We start from the raw sequence: 19,926 nt of genomic DNA, 5'->3' as shown, positions 1-19,926 counted from the left end.
TGAACTTGGAGCCGAGCCGAAGGCAATGGCGACCTGCCGCGACCAAGGCGAAGCCGAGAGCGTCCCCGGTGTTGACTTGGAGCCGAGCCAAAGGCAATGGCGACCTAGTCGCGAACAGGGCGAAGCCGAGAGCGTTCACGGTGTTGACCTTGGAGCCGAGCCGAAGGCAATGGCGACCTAGCCGCGAACGTGGTGAAGCCGAGAGAGTCCCGGTGTTGACCTTGGAGCCGAGCCGAAGACAATGGCGACCTAGCCGCGAACAGGGCGAAGCCGAGAGCGTCACCTCGCAGTAGAGCGGTCCTCTAAGGTTCCGGCAATAGGCCGGAACCTTAGAGGAAACCGCGGGCACACGACAACCCTTCACATAGCAAGACCCGACCCCTCACCATGGCACCGCTTGTTTCGGGTGTCCAGAGGGCTGAGCCCCTCTGGGGCCCTCCCTTGGAAGGGAGGGTTTGGGAGGGATCGAAATGCCTTTTAAAAGGTTTGGATTAGTAAATTTGAGAGGATGAGTACTATTGGCGAGCGATAATATTGTCATTAAAGGTGCACGAGCGCATAACCTGAAGAACATCGACATCACCATCCCGCGCGACCGCTTTGTTGTATTGACCGGCCTGAGTGGCTCAGGTAAGTCCTCACTGGCTTTTGACACCATCTATGCCGAAGGACAACGGCGTTATGTAGAATCATTGTCAGCTTATGCACGGCAGTTTTTGGGACAGATGGAGAAGCCAGATGTCGATTCCATTGAAGGGTTGTCTCCTGCCATTTCAATAGATCAGAAAACAACAAGCCGTAACCCGCGTTCCACGGTTGGAACCGTGACGGAAATCTATGATTACTTGCGTCTGTTATTTGCACGTGTGGGTCATCCGCATTGTCCGGATCATGGCGTGGAGATCAGCTCTCAGACCGTAGAACAAATGGTTGACCGCATTATGCAATACCCAGAGCGTACCCGGTTGCAGATTTTGGCACCCATTATCTCGGGCCGTAAGGGCGAGCATAAAAGTGTATTTGCCGATGTGTCCAAGCAGGGCTTTGTCCGTGTACGAGTGAACGGGGAGCTGCGTGACCTGTCAGAAGATATTCAATTGGAGAAAAACAAGAAGCATACGATTGAAGTGGTCGTTGACCGGATCGTTGTTAAGGATGATGTACAGGCACGTCTGGCCGACTCCATTGAAACAGCCCTTAATTTATCCGGAGGACAACTCTTGGTGGATATTATGGGTGAAGAAGAGCTTCGCTTCAGTTCCAACTTTGCCTGCCCGGTGTGCGGATTCAGTATTGAAGAGCTTGCACCACGGATGTTCTCTTTTAACAGTCCCTTCGGCGCTTGCCCGGATTGTGATGGTTTGGGTGTCAAAATGATCGTTGACCCGGATCTGCTCGTACCGGATCGGACTAAGACCATTGAAGATGGCGCTTTTGATGCATGGACAGGTGGAACATCGACCTATTATCCGCAGTTTCTGAAGTCGGTATGTGAACACTTCAACATTCCGCAGAATGTGCCTGTCGAAGATCTGCCAGCTGAACAGATGAATAAGTTGTTGCAGGGTACAGGCACGGAGAAAATCCGTTTCCGGTATGAGAATGATTTTGGACAACGCAAGGAAGCATTGGTTACCTTTGAAGGTATCGTGAATAATCTGGAGCGTCGTTACCGGGATACAGCATCTGAAGGTATCCGTGAGTTCATCGAAGGTTACATGAGTGCGAAGCCTTGTGGTACGTGTAAAGGTCAGCGTCTGAAACGTGAAAGTCTCGCGGTTACGATCAATGATCACAACATGGCGTATGTGACTAGTCTGTCCATTGGTGAAGCTGGCCGATTCTTCGACTCGCTGGAATTGACGGAGAAAGAGCAGACAATTGCCAAACTGATTTTGAAAGAAATCAACAGCCGTCTCGGCTTCCTGGTGAATGTTGGTCTGGATTACCTTACACTGAGTCGTGCTGCCGGAACATTGTCCGGTGGGGAGGCACAGCGGATCAGACTGGCTACACAGATTGGTTCCAGCCTGATGGGTGTACTCTACATTCTGGATGAGCCGAGTATCGGTCTGCATCAACGGGATAATGACCGTCTAATCTCAACCCTTGCGCACATGCGAGACATTGGTAATACTCTGATCGTGGTCGAACATGATGAGGATACGATGATGGCTGCCGACTACATTATTGATATTGGCCCTGGTGCAGGTATCCACGGAGGTACCATCATGTCACAGGGTACACCGGAAGAGATCATGAACGATGAGAACTCATTAACCGGTCAATATCTGAGTGGTCGCAAATTCATTCCGATTCGTACAGAACGTAGAAGTGTAGGAGACCGCTGGTTGGAAGTACGCGGAGCCAAAGAAAATAACCTGAAGAATCTGAATGTGAAGATTCCTGTAGGTGTATTTACCGCGGTAACGGGCGTATCTGGATCTGGTAAATCCACATTGATCAATGAGATCCTGTACAAAACACTGGCACGTGATCTGAACCGTGCACGGGTACGTCCGGGTCAGCATAAAGAAATCCGTGGTCTGGAGCATATCGATAAAGTCATCGATATTGACCAATCACCGATCGGGCGGACACCACGTTCCAACCCGGCTACGTACACCGGTGTCTTTGATGATATTCGGGATCTGTTCGCTCAGACGAATGAAGCCAAAGTACGTGGATACAAGAAAGGCCGGTTCAGCTTCAACATTAAAGGCGGACGTTGTGAAGCCTGCCGTGGAGACGGCATTATCAAAATCGAGATGCACTTCTTGCCTGACGTTTATGTCCCTTGTGAAGTCTGCAAAGGCAAACGATACAACCGGGAAACGCTTGAAGTGAAATATAAAAACAGAAATATTTCCGATGTGTTGGAAATGACGGTTGAAGATGCAACCCAATTCTTCGAGAACATTCCGAAGATCCATCGCAAAATGCAGACACTGATGGATGTGGGTCTGGGTTATATCAATCTGGGACAACCTGCAACCACATTATCTGGTGGTGAAGCCCAGCGTGTGAAGCTTGCTTCCGAGCTGTATCGCCGCAGTACGGGGAAAACCATCTACATCCTCGATGAGCCGACTACCGGTTTGCATGTCGATGATATCGACCGCTTGCTGAACGTACTACACCGTTTGGTTGATTCCGGGGAATCAGTGCTAGTGATCGAGCATAACCTGGATGTGATCAAAACGGCAGACTATGTTGTTGATCTGGGTCCAGAAGGCGGTAGCGGTGGAGGAACCATTGTTGCAACTGGAACACCTGAGGATATCATTAAAGTGGAAGCTTCCTATACAGGCAAGTACTTGAAGCCGGTTCTGGAGCGTGATACCGAGCGGAGCAAGGCACTGCAATTGGTGGACTAAGGCCCTGTAGTCAGAGATTATTGAACGAAGAACGATAGTTAACAAGCCCTTCTTTTCGAGAAGTGTGAGACATTGGATTATGATCTGATGTGCTCTGCTTGCGAAAGGAAGGGTTTTATTCTTGGAATATGTAGAGTCTTTCCTTGTACTATATTGTTTTCGTGAAAGTGTTTACATATATGTAGGGGCAAGCATTGCAGGGATATCCAGCCAAATTGGATTTTTTTCATTTTTATGGATGATAGGGCTTGCATTACTAGCAGGGTACAGATAACATAGAGGAAGATATTAGGGTATGCGTTAGCTGTTCAACTATGGTGAGGAGGTCTGTCTATCCATGCTGTTTGCAGAAGCTGCCACGGCGAGTACATCGAATTTTAATGCATTTGATATTTTTGTCATCTTATTTACGATCCTGATTTTCATCGGAGTCGTTCGCCTCCTTCGGGCACCGAAGAAGAATCTGTTTGCGATCGGATTTGCAGTAGTCAGTCTGCTGGTATTTCTGATGACGGATTATGCGATGATAACCGGTTGGTTTGGTGAGTAGGAATGCCATTGAAGTGAATGGAATAACCTCTACAAGAAGTACAGACGAACACTTTCCATGAGACATGGAGGGTGTTTTTTTCATTTATACTGAACGATTGAATAGGATTCTATCTTCTCTACTAAAATAGGGACTTAAAACAATTGTATATCCAGATTTTGTATGATACATTGAAGGATACCGGTATTGCAGATGAGAGAAAAAGAGAATAGATTCAGCAATGAATCCGATGTCGAGTCGCGCAAGAAGGATGTATAGAGAGGGTCAGGTGAGAATATGAGTGTGTTGGGTAAAAAGGGGATAGCCATACTGATGGCTGCTGTACTCTCGATTAGTGTGGCGGCAACGGCTGGTGCGGCTGAATCCAAAGCGGGAATGCAAGCTAAAGTGGTAGAGGGTCAAGTCTATGTGAACACCAAGGATCTGGTTAAGACATTTGGTGGAAGTGGACAATATGATGCCAAATCCGGAACGTATACGTACAAAGGAAATGAAGCCATTCCCAAAGTGATCGAAAAGGTGTCTCCTTCGGTCGTAGGCATTATTGGGAAATCTACCGAAGTGCAGGAAGGTACGTCATCAGACCGTTACAATCTTGCACATGGTACAGGTGTCATTATCCGGTCCAATGGATGGATCGTGACGAATGCTCACGTAATCGAAGGATTAACAGATCCGGTTGTTGTAACGACGGATGGCAATACATACAAAATTACAAAAACATATAGTGATGTACTAAGTGATCTCGCGCTGATCAAAATCAATGCCAAGTCACTTAAACCGGCGAGCTTCGCCAAAGCCACACAAACTTCTGTTGGCGAGACGGTGATCGCCATAGGTACGCCGATTTCTTTTTCCTTGCGCAACTCGGCAACGGTAGGGGTAATCAGCGGCTTGAATCGTGGTGTAGAGGAGACCTACCGGTTGATTCAGACCGACACGGCCATTAACCCAGGAAATAGCGGAGGACCACTGGTCAACCTGAAGGGTGAGGTCGTTGGTATTAACTCCATGAAATTTTCTGCGGTCGGTATAGAAAGCTTGGGATTTTCGATTCCGGTGGATACCGTTCAATATGTCATCAATCAGTTTTTTGAATACGGCAAAATAAAACGTGCGAGTCTGGGACTACAGCTGGAAGAAAGCTGGTCTGCCATCGTGGGTCTGCCTACAGATGATCCATTAACGATCACGGGTGTACTGTCTCCTGAAGCAAAAAAAGCCAAAATCAAAGAGGGCGATGTCATCTATAGTGTGGCGGGCACACGTGTGTCCTCTGTCGTGGATATCAATGAGTTGCTCAAAAAGTATCTGCCCGGGCAAAAGGTAAAGCTGTTGATGCAGACGGATGGTGATATTGTCACTCGTACGTTGGTGCTTGCTGATCGCGCAGACATTCAGGACGAGGCAGAAGAGGGCTTCCTTGCAGATGAAGAACAATAAAGCCCGGCAATCAACCCGGATGGAGAGAGGACGAAAGAGCGGAATGAAAAAGTCATGGATACGTGTGCTGAGCACAGGTGTATTAACCGGGATGCTGACCATTGGTGCGGCATTCCCTGCATGGGCATCTGATCTGACGACAAGTGAAATGCGAATCAAAGCAGGTAGCACGAGCGCCTACATCAACGGCGATAAACAGGCCATAGCCAAACCGTACAAGGTCAAGGGTGTTACGATGGTGCCTGTCGGCGTATTCAAGAAAGCATTTGGCAGTGAAATCCGGCTGGAGAAAAATGATGTCGTCAAAATCAAGGAAGGTCCTCACACGGTTACTCTAACGATTGGCAGTTCGATTGCTTGGGTGGATGGTGTGAAACATGAGATGGTTGTCGCTCCCAAGATGGTGAATGGCGTACTCATGGTTCCACTTCGTCCGGTTGCTGCCGGTATCGGAGCGACGCTTGCTCCAAGCAGTTCCGGTGAAATGGTGATTCGTCTATTGCAAACTGATGATTCGGCGGACGATGAGGGTGGCCTTCATCCGGATGAAGGCAAAACAAGAATCGGGAACAGTTTTTACGGCTGGTCTATTAACTATCCTGCGGATCTCATGGTTTTCCAGAGCGGTGAGCAGGAGCGCATGATGACTTTCGGTGCAGCGGACAACAGTTATTATCTTGAAGTGTACGTCAGCGACCAGGATGTGGCTCTGGATTCGGATGATTTGTTGCAACAACTCGTACAGGAAGCCAAACAATCGGGAGATACCGTGCTGGATCGTGAAGCGGTGTCAAAAGGCAAAACGCCATATGCACGGATTATTGTAAAAGATGCTGACGGCATGTTGTGGGAGATGCGCCAGTATCTCAATGAAGGTCGTCAATATGATGTATACCTCGCTGATTATCAAGCCTTGAATTACAAAGATCTGGGCAAACGTGCTGCGCTGCTCAATTCATTCCAGCCAACCTATGCGGAGTCGGATCGAACCATCAAGGATCTGTCCACCGTAGATAATGGCATGCGCTCCGCGTGGAATGATGACTATGGCATTGAATTGAAGATTCCTGCCGGCTGGTCGATGGACAACAATCAGATGATCTATGAAGCCAAGGATGGTGCGTATCTGCAATGGCGTATCACTTCGGCGAAGGCCGGTACAACGGTAAAAGACTGGAGCGGTCAACTGGATAAGTGGATGCGTGAGACATTTACGCTAGAGAGTTACGAGCCGGTTGGCTCATATACGATGGATATCTCGGGAGAGACTGCCGAGGTGAATGAATTCCGTTATAACTTTGGCGGGGGCTGGCAGACCGAGTTTGATGTTCTTTTGCAGAAGAATGGGTATCGTTATTATGCAGAATACACATTCCCGGAGGAGCAGGCTGCAGATCGGGCATGGTTTGAACGGATCATGAAGAGTGTAGAGATTGATTTTGATACGGTTGCCGATAACTTCGGTCAGCTGGGCGAAGATCCCTATTTAACAGACAAAACGAAGACAATCACACGCACGTCCAAACGTTATCATTACAGTGTGGATATTCCGCGGTACTGGACGCCGTATAGTGATCAATTCGAATACTCACCTGTGGTGTACACCTTCACGGGCGGGGAGTTCTCCATTGCGGCGAGCGAGGACAAGTCCATCGAGATGACAGTCAGTCAACTGAGAGAGGCATATGCCGAAGCTACCAAAACGCGTAAGAACTTCAAGCTGCTTCGCAGTGAGGAGCTAACGTTTGCGGGTGTGCCTGCATTTTCCTTTACGTATCATGAACTGGATAACGGTGTGCCGTATGCGGGTCGTCAGATTGTGTTTGAAAAGGACGGTACCACCTATACGATTACAAGTGGTCTGAATGATGCCAACAAGACAGAAGTCCAGGCAGCGGCATTGGAGAAAGCAGTGAACTCATTTACTTTTATTAAATAATAGTGATGCATGCCGGAGGGTCAAAGACCTTCCGGTTTTTTTTTTATAAGATTATGTGAACATTTACACTGGGACGAAGAGTGCAGAACCGATCTGAAGAAGCGAAGCGTGCGCGTTTATCACCAGATTTTTCCCTTTAGAATAGGAAATTAAAAAAATCTGGGGATAACAGCGATCAAAAGATGGTACTGCAATCGGAGTGTCTAGTGTAAATCTTGATGGAAATGAAAATGGTAAACGGTTTTTTCAGGAAAGCGTAGAAGAGTCGGTGCAGAAGTGGTACACTATACTAGTTCAGGAGTTATGACTGCTGATCTGATGAATATGGATGACTGTAAGCTTGGAGTTCAGGCAATACAGACATAATGTATAGATATAGCAATTCAATGACAATGCAGGTGTACCGGATAAGGTACAGGCTTAAGCTTGACGTGTTCAGGATTTAAAGGATATAGGGATGAAATCCGGCGGATAGTCGGTTATGGGGAGGATCTACATGAAAACAGCAACAATACGAAGAGAAGACGTTGAACTTCTGGCACCCGCTGGTGACTGGGATTGTATGCGTTCGGCGGTAGCCAATGGCGCAGATGCAATTTTCTTCGGAGTCGAAAAGTTTAATGCACGGGCACGGGCGAACAATTTCCGCATGGACGAGCTGCCAGAGATTATGGCGTTTTTGCACAGTTATGGCGTAAAAGGGTTTTTGACCTTTAATATATTGATTTTTGAAAATGAACTGACGGATGCCAAAGAACTGATTGATGCATGTGTCGATGCTGGTGTGGACGCTGTAATTGTTCAGGATTTGGGTTTGGTGAAGATGATCCGTGAGATTTCGCCGGATTTCCCGATTCACGGTTCAACACAGATGACAATTACGTCACCGGAAGCGGTCGAGTTTACGAAGCCGTTTGATATGGAACGTGTCGTTCTGGGACGGGAGAACAACCTGAAGCAGATTCAAAAGATCGGTGAGCAGGCGAAACTTCCAATGGAAGTATTCGTTCATGGTGCGCTGTGTGTATCTTACTCGGGGCAGTGTCTTACTTCCGAAATGTGGGGAGGACGTTCGGCGAACCGTGGGGAGTGCGCACAAGCTTGTCGTCTTCCATATGACCTGATGGTGGATGGGGTGCACAAACCGATGGGTGATGTAGCTTATCTGTTGTCTCCGAAGGATCTGGCAGCGATTGACCTAATGCCGGAACTGATTGAAGCAGGAGTGACTTCGTTCAAAATTGAAGGACGTCTCAAAACGCCGGAATACGTAGCGAACGTAGTAAGCAAATACCGCAAAGCGATTGACCGTTATTTTGATGGAGATAACACGCCGCCAAGCAAGGAAGAAGTTCGCGAATTGCAGCAAAGCTTCTCCCGTGGATTCACGCATGGTTTCTTGAGCGGTACAAACAACAAAGAACTGGTGGATGGAACGTTCCCGAAAAGCCGTGGTGTCTACCTCGGTCGTGTAGATCAAGTGTTGCGCGATGGTGTGGTCCTGAAGCTGGACGCACCCGTGAAACGTGGAGACGGGATTGTATTTGACGCCGGAGACCCGACTCAGAAAGAAGAGGGCGGACGTGTATACGATGTACGTCGCAAAGGCGTAAAACTCGAAGGCGAAGCCGAGGAAGGTTGGATCGTTGATGTCGTGCCAGGCCGCAGTGACGTGGATCTGCGACGCGTGAAGGTTGGCGACAAAGTGTGGAAAACGAATGACCCGGCGCTGGACAAACGTCTTCGTCAAAGCTTCGAGACCGAGAAGCCATACCGCGTATTCCCGGTGAAGGTGAAAGTCATCGGCAGCCCGGGGCAGCCGCTTAGCACGTGGTGGACAGACGTGCAGAAGGGCACGACCGTCCGGATTGATTCCGAGATGGAACTGGACATCGCGCAGAAGCGTCCAATGACGCATGAATTGCTCGAAGAGCAGTTCGGACGTCTGGGAGGCACCGTGTTCCAGTTGGAAGGAATGGACGTCAACCTGCACGGTGACGTTATCATCCCGATGCGCGAGTTGAATAACATTCGCCGTCAGGCGGTAGAACAACTCGCAGGCGAGCGTCCTAAACCGCCCGTCTACGTGAAACGGGCGGTAGATGTGTACGGCGATTCAGTTAAACCAGCATCGCCAGTCGCTCGCGGTCAAGCAGAATTGACCGCGCTCTGCCGAAGCCTGCCACAAGTGGAGGCAGCGATTGAAGCGGGAATCGGCATGATCTATGCCGACTTCGAGTTTATCAAGCAGTTCCCCGCAGCCGTGGAAGCTGTGCATGCTGCTGGTCGCAAGATCGCGCTGGCAACGCCGCGTATTCACATGCCTGGGGAGAACGGATATCATAACAACATCCTGCGTCTGAAGCCAGATGCGGTATTGGTACGTAATACAGGTGCATTGTACTTCTACCTTCGCCACCGGATGGAAAACCCGGATGCGAAGCACCCTGAACTGATCGGCGACTTCTCATTGAACATCGCCAATCACAAAGCAGTTGAATTGTTCCTGGAAGCAGGCTGTGACTGGATTACGCCATCCTATGACCTGAACATTCAACAAATGGTTGATTTGCTGGGCCACTCCCGTACAAGTCAGACCGAAGTGGTTATCCATCAGCATCTGCCGATGTTCCACACCGAGCACTGTGTGTACTGTACGTTCATGAGTGAAGGAACAGACTTTACGAACTGTGGACGTCCTTGTGAGGAACAGCGTGCATCATTGCAAGACCGGATCGGTATGTCTCACCCGGTACGTGTGGATGAAGGCTGTCGTAATACGGTATACAATGCAGTGGAGCAGTCAGGTGCCGAGTATCTGACCAACTTTATGGATCTGGGTGTATCCCGTTACCGTGTGGAATTCCTGGAAGAGACGCCGGAGCAGGTACGCGAAGTTATCGATCTGTACAACCGAGCACTGCGCGGCGAGATCAGTGGTACACAAGTTTGGAAAACACTCAAAGCAACGAACCAACTGGGCGTTACACGTGGTCAATTGGTGAAATAAACAGCAACCCCAAACTCTGCTTTAAGGAGCTCTTGGGGTTTTTTTACATCATGGCACAGGAGGCGAAGAAGCGTGGCGCCATTCACAATCATGGATATTAAATTGCTGTGCGGAGTCACGGCATTTAAGCGTGGAGAAGATTATAACCAATCTGGCCGGGTGACTAATCTGGTGGTCAGTGAGGATCAGCTTCATTATGAAGCACAGGTACGTGGAACGGAGCGTTACCAGGTGACGGTGGATGTGGATGGAGCAGGAGAGATTGTGGCAGGCTGCAGTTGTCCGGGTGACGGCAGACATTATGACTATTGCAAACATGTGGCTGCCGTCCTGCTGGCTATTCACGAATGGGGAGAGCAGCAGGAGCGCAATGCAGCTAATGCTTCTGGGAAGCCCTCTCCGTCTTCTACAGGCCAAGGAGCCAATACCTCCAGCACAGGTTCCAAGTCCAGAGTCGGAACGCTAGTCGAAGAGAACATGTGGGAGCGACCACAGTCTCCTTCACAACCAGAGCACTTCAATGATGCTCCAGAGCGTCCACCCGTTCACTTTGCCCAGGCAGGTCGCCCAAGCTCAGCTTCAGGTTGGGGCCGTTCGGCAGATAAACCTTCATATCGTACGGCGGATCAGATTCTGTCCATGTTTGCCAAGGATCGCCGACCGCTGCATGGAAATGACCGAAAATACACGGCCCCTGTCAGCCGATCCACCCTGCGGGAAGAATTGCAGGTCCAGTTTATATGCAAGCTGGTACAGGTTCACAAGGGTGGTGGGAAACTCGCTCTTGAATTGAAAGTGGGTAACAAACGTCTGTATGTGGTGCAGAAAGTGAAGCAATTCCTGAACTGCATCGAGAAGGGCGAGCCAATGTCATTTACCAAACTGTTCCACTATGATCCATTAATGCATGTTTTCACTCCGCAGGATCAGGCTATTCTCTCGATGCTTATTCGAATGAGACAGAGTGAGGAGGCCTACCGCCAATCCATCTCCGGTTATCTGGGAGCTTCGGACGGACGGGATATACTGATTGCTCCGCTCGTATGGAAGCCATTGCTGGAATTGCTGCTACAGGCTGACAGCCGGATGGAGGGCACGGGATTTGCCAATGGACCACTCACACTGGGTGAGGGGGTACTTCCTTTATTTTACCGGATCGCCCAGGGAGCGAATGAAGGATATCAGCTTGAAATTTCCGGACTGCGTGAGCTGATTCTTCTCCCTGCTTATGATGCTGCTGTGGTGGAAGGACAGTTGCATATGTTGGAGCCGATGCAGATGCGAAGTCTGGAGGACTTGAGTGGGGCGCTCACCTCGTATGGGATCAAGGAAAGTATTGATATTTCGACCCAGCAGGTGGATGAGTTCGTACAGCATGTCGTGCCAGAACTGCGTACGCTCGGCCATCTGTCCATTGATTCACAGGTGCGTGAACAGATCGCGGAACCGGAACTCTCACCAAAGCTGTACATCGACTTCTATCGTGAGCGTATTACAGCGCGTCTGGAATTCGACTATGAGGTCATGGTTATTAATCCGCTTGCAGAGTATTTAATAGATGAAGAAGAGAAAAAGGTTATTTTGGTGCGTGATCGATACAAAGAACGGAATCTGATTGAACGGCTCGATCGTTCTTTTCTGGAACGTGATGGTAGCGTCTGGGCGAGTGAACGGGAAGATGCGATCTATGATGTTATGTACCATCTGTTGCCTGAGCTTGAGAAGCAGGTTGATATTTACATGCCGAACGCTGTGAAGGCCATGGTGCAATCCTATCCGACACCGCCGAAAGTCCGGGCAGACTTGGGTAGAGGGTTGGACTGGCTGGAGATTTCATTCGAGATGGAAGGTGTGGACGAGCAGGAGCTTCAGGAACTCATGCGTCGTATTGTGGAAAAGAAACCGTACTTCCGTCTCAAGAGCGGAGTCTTTCTCTCGCTTGAAAATGAAGGTGCAGATAGTTTCGCTCACATGGCCGATTCACTCGGACTGGGAGCAGATGACATCAAAGGCAGCCATATCCGGCTACCAGCTGTTCGGGCGTTACAATTGCCAGGCAGGGATGAGGTTTCCGGACATGTGAAATGGGGAGGCTCCCTGAAACGTTTCCTTGATGATCTGCGTGATCCTGAACGGATGGATTTTGCATTGCCAGAGGCACTGACTCCCATTCTGCGGGATTATCAGAACAGTGGATACCAGTGGCTTCGTACCCTCGCTTATTATCGTTTTGGCGGCATTCTGGCGGATGATATGGGACTTGGGAAAACATTGCAAAGCATCGCCTATATTACAGCGGTGCTTCAGGAAAAGCCCGAGTACAATATGGACAATACGGACGTTAATAAATACCGGGAGAGCGGATCGCTATGGGGCGGTACAACGGAGGCTACTGCCGGCATCGACCCCGAAACGGGTCTCCCATTGGATAAGATGGCTTCAGAGAATACGGATGGCCTTTGGTCCACGATGCAGCAGGATGGACTGACGATCCGAACGAGGGTCATTCATCCTCCGGTACTTGTCGTGGCGCCTGCTTCGCTAACCTATAACTGGGCTAATGAGTTTGCGCGGTTCGCCCCGCATCTGAAAGTTCTGATCGCTGCCGGTCAGAAAGAAGAACGAGCCAGCATGCTTTCAGGTATGGATGAGGCAGATGTGATTGTGACGTCCTATCCTTTGTTACGCCGGGATCTAGACACTTACCTTGGCCGAACATTCCATACGCTCATTCTGGATGAAGCTCAGGCGATTAAAAATGCTTCTTCCCAGACCGCGCAGGCAGTGAAACAAATTCAGGCACCGCGCCGTTTTGCACTCACAGGTACACCTGTGGAGAATTCGCTGGATGAATTGTGGTCCATTTTTGAAGCGGTATTCCCTGGGTTGTTTCCAAGTTACAGAAGATTCCGTGATCTTCCTCCGGAACGAATCTCGCGGATGGTACGTCCGTTTATTCTGCGCCGCCTGAAGAAGGATGTGCTGGAAGAATTGCCTGATCGAATTGAAACGGTACAGCGATCAGAGCTTACGGTTGAACAGAAAAGATTGTACACTGCATACCTCTCCCAGCTTCAGGATGAAGCATCAAAGGACATGGAGGATAACGGATTCCAGAAGAATCGTATCAAAATTCTGGCGGGCATCACGCGCTTGCGTCAGTTGTGTTGTCATCCGGCCCTCTTTGTCGAAGACTATCAAGGCGATTCCGGGAAAATGGAACAGTTGCTTGAAACGGTCGAGGATTGTTTGGCCGCAGGCAAACGTATTCTTATTTTCTCTCAATTTGCGAGCATGTTGAACCTGATTCGCCAGACGCTCACGGCACAGGGAAGAAACCTGTTTTACCTCGATGGTCAGACCCCTGCACAGAGCCGTGTCGAGATGTGCCGCAGATTTAATGAGGGCGAAGCTGAACTGTTCCTGATCTCCCTGAAGGCCGGAGGTACCGGACTAAACTTAACGGGTGCAGATACCGTTATATTATATGATCTGTGGTGGAATCCTGCGGTGGAAGAACAGGCCATTGGGCGAGCCCATCGTATGGGACAGAAACAAGTGGTGCAAGTCATCCGTCTGGTTACCGAAGGTACGATCGAAGAGAAGATTCTGGAACTCCAGCAGCGGAAGAAAGACTTGATTGCCGAAGTGATCGAACCAGGAGACGGAGGATCGACGACCTTATCGGAACAAGATATCCGCGAATTGTTGATGGTATAATGGAGTCCAAGCATCGTAGCGCTTAGAATCATTAAATATATGAAAATATGTATCTAGCAAAAGGAGTGGGTTCGTGTGCGTATTCGCAAAGCGATAATTCCAGCAGCGGGGCTGGGTACCCGGTTTTTGCCTGCAACCAAGGCGATGCCTAAGGAAATGCTGCCGATCGTGGACAAGCCAACGATTCAGTACATTATTGAAGAAGCCGTAGCTTCAGGCATTGAAGATATCATTATTGTGACAGGTAAAGGGAAGCGCGCCATTGAAGATCACTTCGACTACTCTTTTGAGCTGGAGCAGAATCTAGCGGATAAACAGAAATGGGACTTGCTGAACGAAGTCCGCAAACCCTCCGAGATGGCAGACATCCATTATATTCGTCAAAAGGAACCGAAGGGACTTGGTCACGCCATCTGGTGCGCACGCAAATTTATCGGTAATGAGCCTTTTGCCGTCCTGTTAGGGGATGACATTGTGGAAGCGGACCATCCCTGCCTGAAGCAGATGATCGAAGTCTACGATGAGCTGCAGTCTCCAATCGTTGGTGTACAGCCTGTTGATTGGAGCGAGGTGTCGCGCTACGGGATTGTGGACGGAGAGTTACTGACCCGTACCGATGAACGTGTCTTTCGCGCTCGCCGCCTAATCGAGAAACCGAAGATGGAAGATTCGCCATCAAACTTGGCCATTATGGGACGTTATATTCTTACGCCGGATATTTTTGAGATCCTGGGTCAACAGTCTGCTGGCGTTGGGGGAGAAATCCAACTCACGGATGCCTTGTCCCGATTGAATGAACAACGGCAGATTCTCGCATATCACTTTGATGGATTGCGTCATGATGTCGGTGAGAAGTTAGGTTTTATTGAGACATCGATTCATTATGCGTTGCAACGCCCGGATCTGAGGGAGGATTTGTTGAAGTATTTGGAACAGGTCGTAAAAAATCAATAAATACATTATACGTTTGCCCCAAAGCCCAGCCGAAGAATGATATCGGCTGGGCTTTGATTTATTTTATGGAAGATCAAATATAAGGGTTATACAGGCCAATGAACAAACACTTGCCTGACACTTTACATATACATAGTCAATATGAAGAAATGATGTCAACAGCAAAACGGAGGGATATCATTGAAGGTAATTCCGCTGTTTATGGATGGCGCAGCCATATTGGAACCCAAGGTATATGGTGATCACCGTGGATATTTTATGGAGAGTTATAATGAGCAGGTTCTGCATGAAAAGGGAATACAACACGTTTTTATTCAGGACAATCAATCCTTGTCAGCTGAAGCAGGAGTTCTGCGTGGGCTTCATTATCAGCTTCATCCCAAAGCACAGACTAAACTGGTGAGGGTTATATCTGGGGCTATATATGATGTGATTGTGGATGTGCGGAAATCTTCCCCAACCTTTGGACAATGGAAAAGTTTCATTCTAAGTGAGTACAACCAGCGGCAACTGCTTGTTCCTCAGGGATTTGCTCATGGATTCTGCACCTTGGTGCCTCATTCCCAGGTAACTTATAAGGTAGACGCCTATTATTCGCCTGAACATGACCGTGGAATTCTATGGAATGATCCGGCGCTCGCCATTGATTGGCCTGTGACGAAACCTATATTATCGGAGAAGGACCAGAAGCATCCTTTACTGAAAGATGCCGAACTGAACTTCGACTAATTAAACAGACTTTTCAGATACTTTGTATCTGGAGGCAGAGGGAGAGAGACAGCATGAAACTACTGGTTACGGGTGGGGCCGGATTTATCGGCAGCAACTTTGTACTATATATGCTCCGTGAACATCCGAGTTATGAAATTATCAATGTGGATGCATTAACGTATGCAGGGAATTTGGAGAATTTGCATACGGTAGAGTCGAATCCTCAATATACATTCATCAAAGCAGATATTGCAGATGTACAGCAGATGGAAGCTATTTTTTCCCAAGGCATCGATGTGGTTGTGAATTTCGCTGCTGAATCTCATGTGGATCGCAGTATTCTTTCCCCGGATATCTTTGTGCTTACCAATGTGATGGGTACTCAGGTACTGCTGGATGCGGCAAAGAAGTATCAAGTAACCAAATTTGTTCAGGTATCGACGGATGAGGTGTATGGGTCACTAGGTGCAACAGGTTTATTTACTGAAGATACATCTTTGATGCCAAACAGTCCTTACTCTGCTAGTAAAGCTGGCGGGGATTTGCTCGTAAGAGCCTATCATGAAACCTTTGGACTTCCTGTAAATATTACACGCTGCTCTAATAACTATGGACCTTTTCAATTCCCGGAGAAACTGATTCCGCTGATTATATCCCGTGCATTGAATGATGAGGCCATTCCAGTATATGGTGACGGGCTCAATATTCGTGACTGGCTTTATGTCGAGGATCACTGTAGCGCGATTGATCTTGTGATTCACAATGGACAATCGGGGGAGGTATATAACATTGGCGGTAATAACGAACGTACTAATATGTATATTGTGCAGACTGTTTTGGAGCAACTGGGCAAACCAGCGAGTTTGATCAAACATGTACAGGACCGCTTGGGACATGATCGACGATACGGTATAGATCCAACCAAAATACGTACAGAGCTCGGTTGGCAACCTGCACATAACTTTGAGACAGGGATCAGAGAGACAATCCAATGGTATCTGAAGCATCAAGACTGGTGGACGAGAATTCAATCAGGCGCGTATCAGGATTATGTCCAGCTTCAGTACGGTAAGCGGATGGGTGATTCGTCCCAATGAACTATAGAGTTATGGTGACTGGCTCGGCGGGACAGCTGGGTTTTGATGTGGTGAAAACCTTCCAAGCAGAGGGGCATCAAGTACTGGCCTGTGATAGAAATCAGATGGATATTACCGATCAACAGCAGTGCACAGATATGATTACGACGTTCCAGCCTCACATCATTATTCACTGTGCTGCTTACACGGCGGTCGATCAGGCTGAGGTGGATGAGGATGCAGCATACGCTGTGAATGTGTCAGGTACTAGAAATATTGCGGTTGCTGCTGAGAGTGTGAATGCGAAACTCGTGTATATCAGTACCGATTATGTATTTGATGGGAGCGGGAGTTCACCTTACCGAGAGTACGATGTAACGAATCCACAAAGTGTGTATGGCAAGTCCAAGCTCGCCGGGGAACAGGTTGTTCAGAGTTTAAGTACGCAATGGTTTATCATTCGAACATCATGGGTGTTTGGCGTATTTGGCAGTAATTTTGTCAAAACGATGCTGGAACTTATGGAGAAGCGTCCACAACTGCAAGTCGTTCATGATCAACAAGGTTCGCCCACCTATACCGTAGATCTTGCCCGATTCATTCATACCCTCTCTACGAGCGCAAAATATGGTATCTATCATGCTTCCAATTCGGGAACTTGCACATGGTATGAGTTTGCACAGGCCATTAGTGAAGAAGCGAATAAGCAGGGTGGATTCAAACCAACAGCTGAACTTAATCCATGCACAACTGATCAGTTTCCACGTCCAGCCCCGCGTCCTGCATACTCGGTTATGGATCATCTGGCGATTCGAACGAACGGTCTGAAACCTCTGAGACCTTGGCGTGAGGCGTTGATTGCATTTTTGTATGAGTTGAGTGTGCAAAAAACAGACTGAGCATTAACGTACGTTATTAATTTCCATAGTCTATCCCACCATTTAACAGCCGCCTCCGGGCGGCTATTTTGTTTTGCACCTCCTCAATTCGGGTAGTTAGCTATAAGAAAAACGTCTATCGACGTACTCTCACAGAAGACAGACCGCGTTTAGCTGAAGTTTTTCTTGCGATAATCGAATTGTTCAGCTCCGCTGAAAACGTATAAATTCTATTTCTTCAAAAAGGTACTGAGGATGTGAATGCTATATGAAACGCATTGCCGCCGTTTTAACATTATTAATCGTTACCGTAGGTACACTCCTTTTTGCCTATGAAAGCCAGAGTGAAGAACAACGGGACGGATTTACCGCTTATAGATTAATAGCCCATGCCATGGGTAGCATTCGTGATCAGCCTTACACTAACGCCTATGAGGCGATGATTGCCAATTACGAGAAAGGCACTCGTGTATTTGAGATTGACTTTATGCTGACCTCGGATCGTAAAGCCGTAGCCAGACATGAATGGACCGCTAATATGAGCAAAATGCTAGGACAAGACGAAGAGCTTCCGGAGGATAAACAGGCTGGGGCGCTGACACATGATGAATTCATGGATACGCCAATCTTGGGCATGTATCAACCTATGGATGCCCACGGCATCATAGATGTACTGGCTCAGTACCCGGATATGTATATCGTAACCGACACCAAGGAACAGAAGGACGAGGACATTCAGCAGGTGTTACAATCCCTGGTGGATGCAGCCAAAGAACATGATCCCTCCGTGTTGGATCGGGTGGTGGTACAGATCTATAACGAACCGATGCTTGAAACGGTAAAAGAAGTCTATGCATTCCCTTCCATTATCTATACGTTATATGCAACACAGGATACAGAAGCTCAGGTTGTTGATTTTGTGCAAAAGAATGATATTGATGCTGTAACCATGCCGGAATATAAAGTAAACCAGAATTTCGTAGCCAAGCTAAATAGTGCAGGTTCCGTCACCTACGTGCACACCATCAACGACACTGAACAAGTGGCTAACTATGAGAAATGGGGCGTGTACGGGGTATACTCAGACGTGCTGACAGAGCAGGAGCTGGATGAGATGAATACACGTTTTGCTTGGAAACCGTAAAAAATCCTACTTTTCTGTTCCCCTTTTTATACGAACATTGACACTCACTGTCTGCTGACTTAGACTTAGTTTACAAGCTTTCTATGATGCAGAAGAACCTCTGGAGGAATGTTCGTTGATAGACATGATTAAGCAGTGGAGACATGTATTTAAGCTTGACCCGGACCGGGAAATTACGGATGAAGAACTCGATCTGGTCTGCATGTCGGGGACCGATGCAATTATCATCGGCGGATCTTCCGGAATTACCTATGATAATACGGTAGACCTGATGTCCCGCGTGCGTCGCTATGAATTGCCCTGTGTGCTTGAAGTATCTGACCTGGAGGCCGTTGTTCCCGGGTTTGACGGATATCTGATCCCGATGGTCCTGAATGCAACGGATAGCAAATGGATGATTGGGCACCACCAGCAGGCCATAGAGCGTTATGGTTATTTCATTCCATGGGATCTGCTTATTGCCGAGGGCTATATTGTGCTTAATGGGAACTCCACGGTAGCTCGGTTGACTGGTGCGGATACGGAACTGACGACAGGAGCTGCCGTGGCATATGCCCAAGCTGCGGAGCGTCTGCTCAATCTTCCCATTGTATATATGGAGTACAGCGGAACGTTCGGAGATATGGAGCTCGTTGGTGAGATACACAGACAACTGGATCGGGCACATCTTATCTATGGCGGCGGAATTGATGATCCGGAGAAAGCCTCGCAAGCTGCCCAGGTGTCAGACACCGTCGTGGTAGGTAACATTGTGTATAGTGATTTGAATAAGGCACTTGAGACGGTGTTGGCCGTGAAAGGAACCGTTTAATCGGTTTAGTTTACCAATCCCCCATTTTCCCCTTATGATCTGTTAAAATAGAACTTTGCCCTTACTAATTAAAGAAGTTATATGAGCGTAATGTCGTTTACACGAAAATGAAGAGGATAGAAGTAAGCTGGAGAAACGAAGCGTTCGTTAAAAGCTTTCTGTTAGAAAGCTAAATCCTAAGCATACTCTTACTACCTGATATTGTTCTTTTACTAAGAGATTCGTATACAGGAACTATTTTTACACAGAAACGGAGAGTGCAGAAGCAATCTGAAGAAACGAAGTGTTCGTATTTATCACCGGATTTTCCCTT

The 19,926-nt window shown here is 48.2% G+C and carries 12 protein-coding genes; all 12 read left to right on the top strand.

What is annotated here, in order from left to right:
* The first annotated feature begins 518 nt into the window (after positions 1 to 518).
* The 12 genes from uvrA (at position 519) to pcrB (ending at position 19,613) form a co-directional block, all read left to right on the top strand.
* Entirely contained in the window at positions 519 to 3,377 is a 2,859-nt protein-coding gene (uvrA, locus tag M1D71_RS26330; RefSeq protein ID WP_405170811.1) for an excinuclease ABC subunit UvrA, read from the top strand.
* A 337-nt stretch (positions 3,378 to 3,714) separates the two neighbouring features.
* The gene (locus M1D71_RS26325) at positions 3,715 to 3,927 is read left to right on the top strand and encodes a hypothetical protein (protein WP_215074381.1); all 213 of its coding nucleotides are present in this window, start codon (positions 3,715 to 3,717) and stop codon (positions 3,925 to 3,927) included.
* 276 nt (positions 3,928 to 4,203) lie between these two features.
* Positions 4,204 to 5,370 (top strand): S1C family serine protease, encoded by a 1,167-nt coding sequence (locus M1D71_RS26320; RefSeq protein WP_458124269.1) that lies wholly within the window; start codon positions 4,204 to 4,206, stop codon positions 5,368 to 5,370.
* A complete protein-coding gene (locus tag M1D71_RS26315; protein WP_458124268.1) occupies positions 5,357 to 7,309 on the top strand; it encodes a stalk domain-containing protein in 1,953 nt (650 codons plus the stop codon). Before M1D71_RS26320 ends, M1D71_RS26315 begins: the two co-directional genes overlap by 14 nt.
* Before the next feature lie 496 nt (positions 7,310 to 7,805).
* Positions 7,806 to 10,319 carry a U32 family peptidase gene (locus M1D71_RS26310; protein WP_017692029.1) on the top strand — a complete coding sequence of 838 codons (2,514 nt, stop codon included), beginning with the start codon at positions 7,806 to 7,808 and terminating at the stop codon, positions 10,317 to 10,319.
* A 72-nt stretch (positions 10,320 to 10,391) separates the two neighbouring features.
* Positions 10,392 to 14,039 (top strand): DEAD/DEAH box helicase, encoded by a 3,648-nt coding sequence (locus M1D71_RS26305; protein ID WP_458124267.1) that lies wholly within the window; start codon positions 10,392 to 10,394, stop codon positions 14,037 to 14,039.
* 75 nt (positions 14,040 to 14,114) lie between these two features.
* Positions 14,115 to 14,993 (top strand): UTP--glucose-1-phosphate uridylyltransferase GalU, encoded by an 879-nt coding sequence (gene galU, locus M1D71_RS26300; protein WP_458124266.1) that lies wholly within the window; start codon positions 14,115 to 14,117, stop codon positions 14,991 to 14,993.
* Positions 14,994 to 15,173: 180 nt separating this feature from the next.
* Positions 15,174 to 15,722 (top strand): dTDP-4-dehydrorhamnose 3,5-epimerase, encoded by a 549-nt coding sequence (gene rfbC / locus M1D71_RS26295; protein WP_458124265.1) that lies wholly within the window; start codon positions 15,174 to 15,176, stop codon positions 15,720 to 15,722.
* A gap of 53 nt (positions 15,723 to 15,775) precedes the next feature.
* The gene (rfbB, locus tag M1D71_RS26290; protein WP_458124264.1) at positions 15,776 to 16,801 is read left to right on the top strand and encodes a dTDP-glucose 4,6-dehydratase; all 1,026 of its coding nucleotides are present in this window, start codon (positions 15,776 to 15,778) and stop codon (positions 16,799 to 16,801) included.
* Positions 16,798 to 17,679, top strand: a complete 882-nt coding sequence (gene rfbD / locus M1D71_RS26285) for a dTDP-4-dehydrorhamnose reductase (RefSeq protein WP_458124263.1) — start codon at positions 16,798 to 16,800, stop codon at positions 17,677 to 17,679. The genes rfbB and rfbD overlap by 4 nt, the downstream gene beginning before the upstream one ends.
* 247 nt (positions 17,680 to 17,926) lie before the next feature.
* On the top strand, positions 17,927 to 18,802 hold the full coding sequence (locus M1D71_RS26280; RefSeq protein WP_458124262.1) for a phosphatidylinositol-specific phospholipase C/glycerophosphodiester phosphodiesterase family protein: 876 nt from the start codon (positions 17,927 to 17,929) through the stop codon (positions 18,800 to 18,802).
* Positions 18,803 to 18,917: 115 nt separating this feature from the next.
* Positions 18,918 to 19,613 carry a heptaprenylglyceryl phosphate synthase gene (gene pcrB, locus M1D71_RS26275; RefSeq protein WP_458124261.1) on the top strand — a complete coding sequence of 232 codons (696 nt, stop codon included), beginning with the start codon at positions 18,918 to 18,920 and terminating at the stop codon, positions 19,611 to 19,613.
* Positions 19,614 to 19,926: the final 313 nt, after the last annotated feature.

The organism is Paenibacillus sp. Z3-2 (assembly GCF_054161325.1).
This window is presented reverse-complemented; position numbering and strand designations above follow the sequence as displayed.

Bases quoted from the DNA above. Each gene is read 5' to 3' on its own strand.
- M1D71_RS26310 (WP_017692029.1), top strand. From the start codon at position 7,806: ATGAAAACAGCAACAATACGAAGAGAAGACGTTGAACTTCTGGCACCC.
- M1D71_RS26280 (WP_458124262.1), top strand. From the start codon at position 17,927: ATGAAACGCATTGCCGCCGTTTTAACATTATTAATCGTTACCGTAGGT.
- M1D71_RS26320 (WP_458124269.1), top strand. From the start codon at position 4,204: ATGAGTGTGTTGGGTAAAAAGGGGATAGCCATACTGATGGCTGCTGTA.
- M1D71_RS26325 (WP_215074381.1), top strand. From the start codon at position 3,715: ATGCTGTTTGCAGAAGCTGCCACGGCGAGTACATCGAATTTTAATGCA.
- M1D71_RS26315 (WP_458124268.1), top strand. From the start codon at position 5,357: ATGAAGAACAATAAAGCCCGGCAATCAACCCGGATGGAGAGAGGACGA.
- rfbD (WP_458124263.1), top strand. From the start codon at position 16,798: ATGAACTATAGAGTTATGGTGACTGGCTCGGCGGGACAGCTGGGTTTT.
- rfbB (WP_458124264.1), top strand. From the start codon at position 15,776: ATGAAACTACTGGTTACGGGTGGGGCCGGATTTATCGGCAGCAACTTT.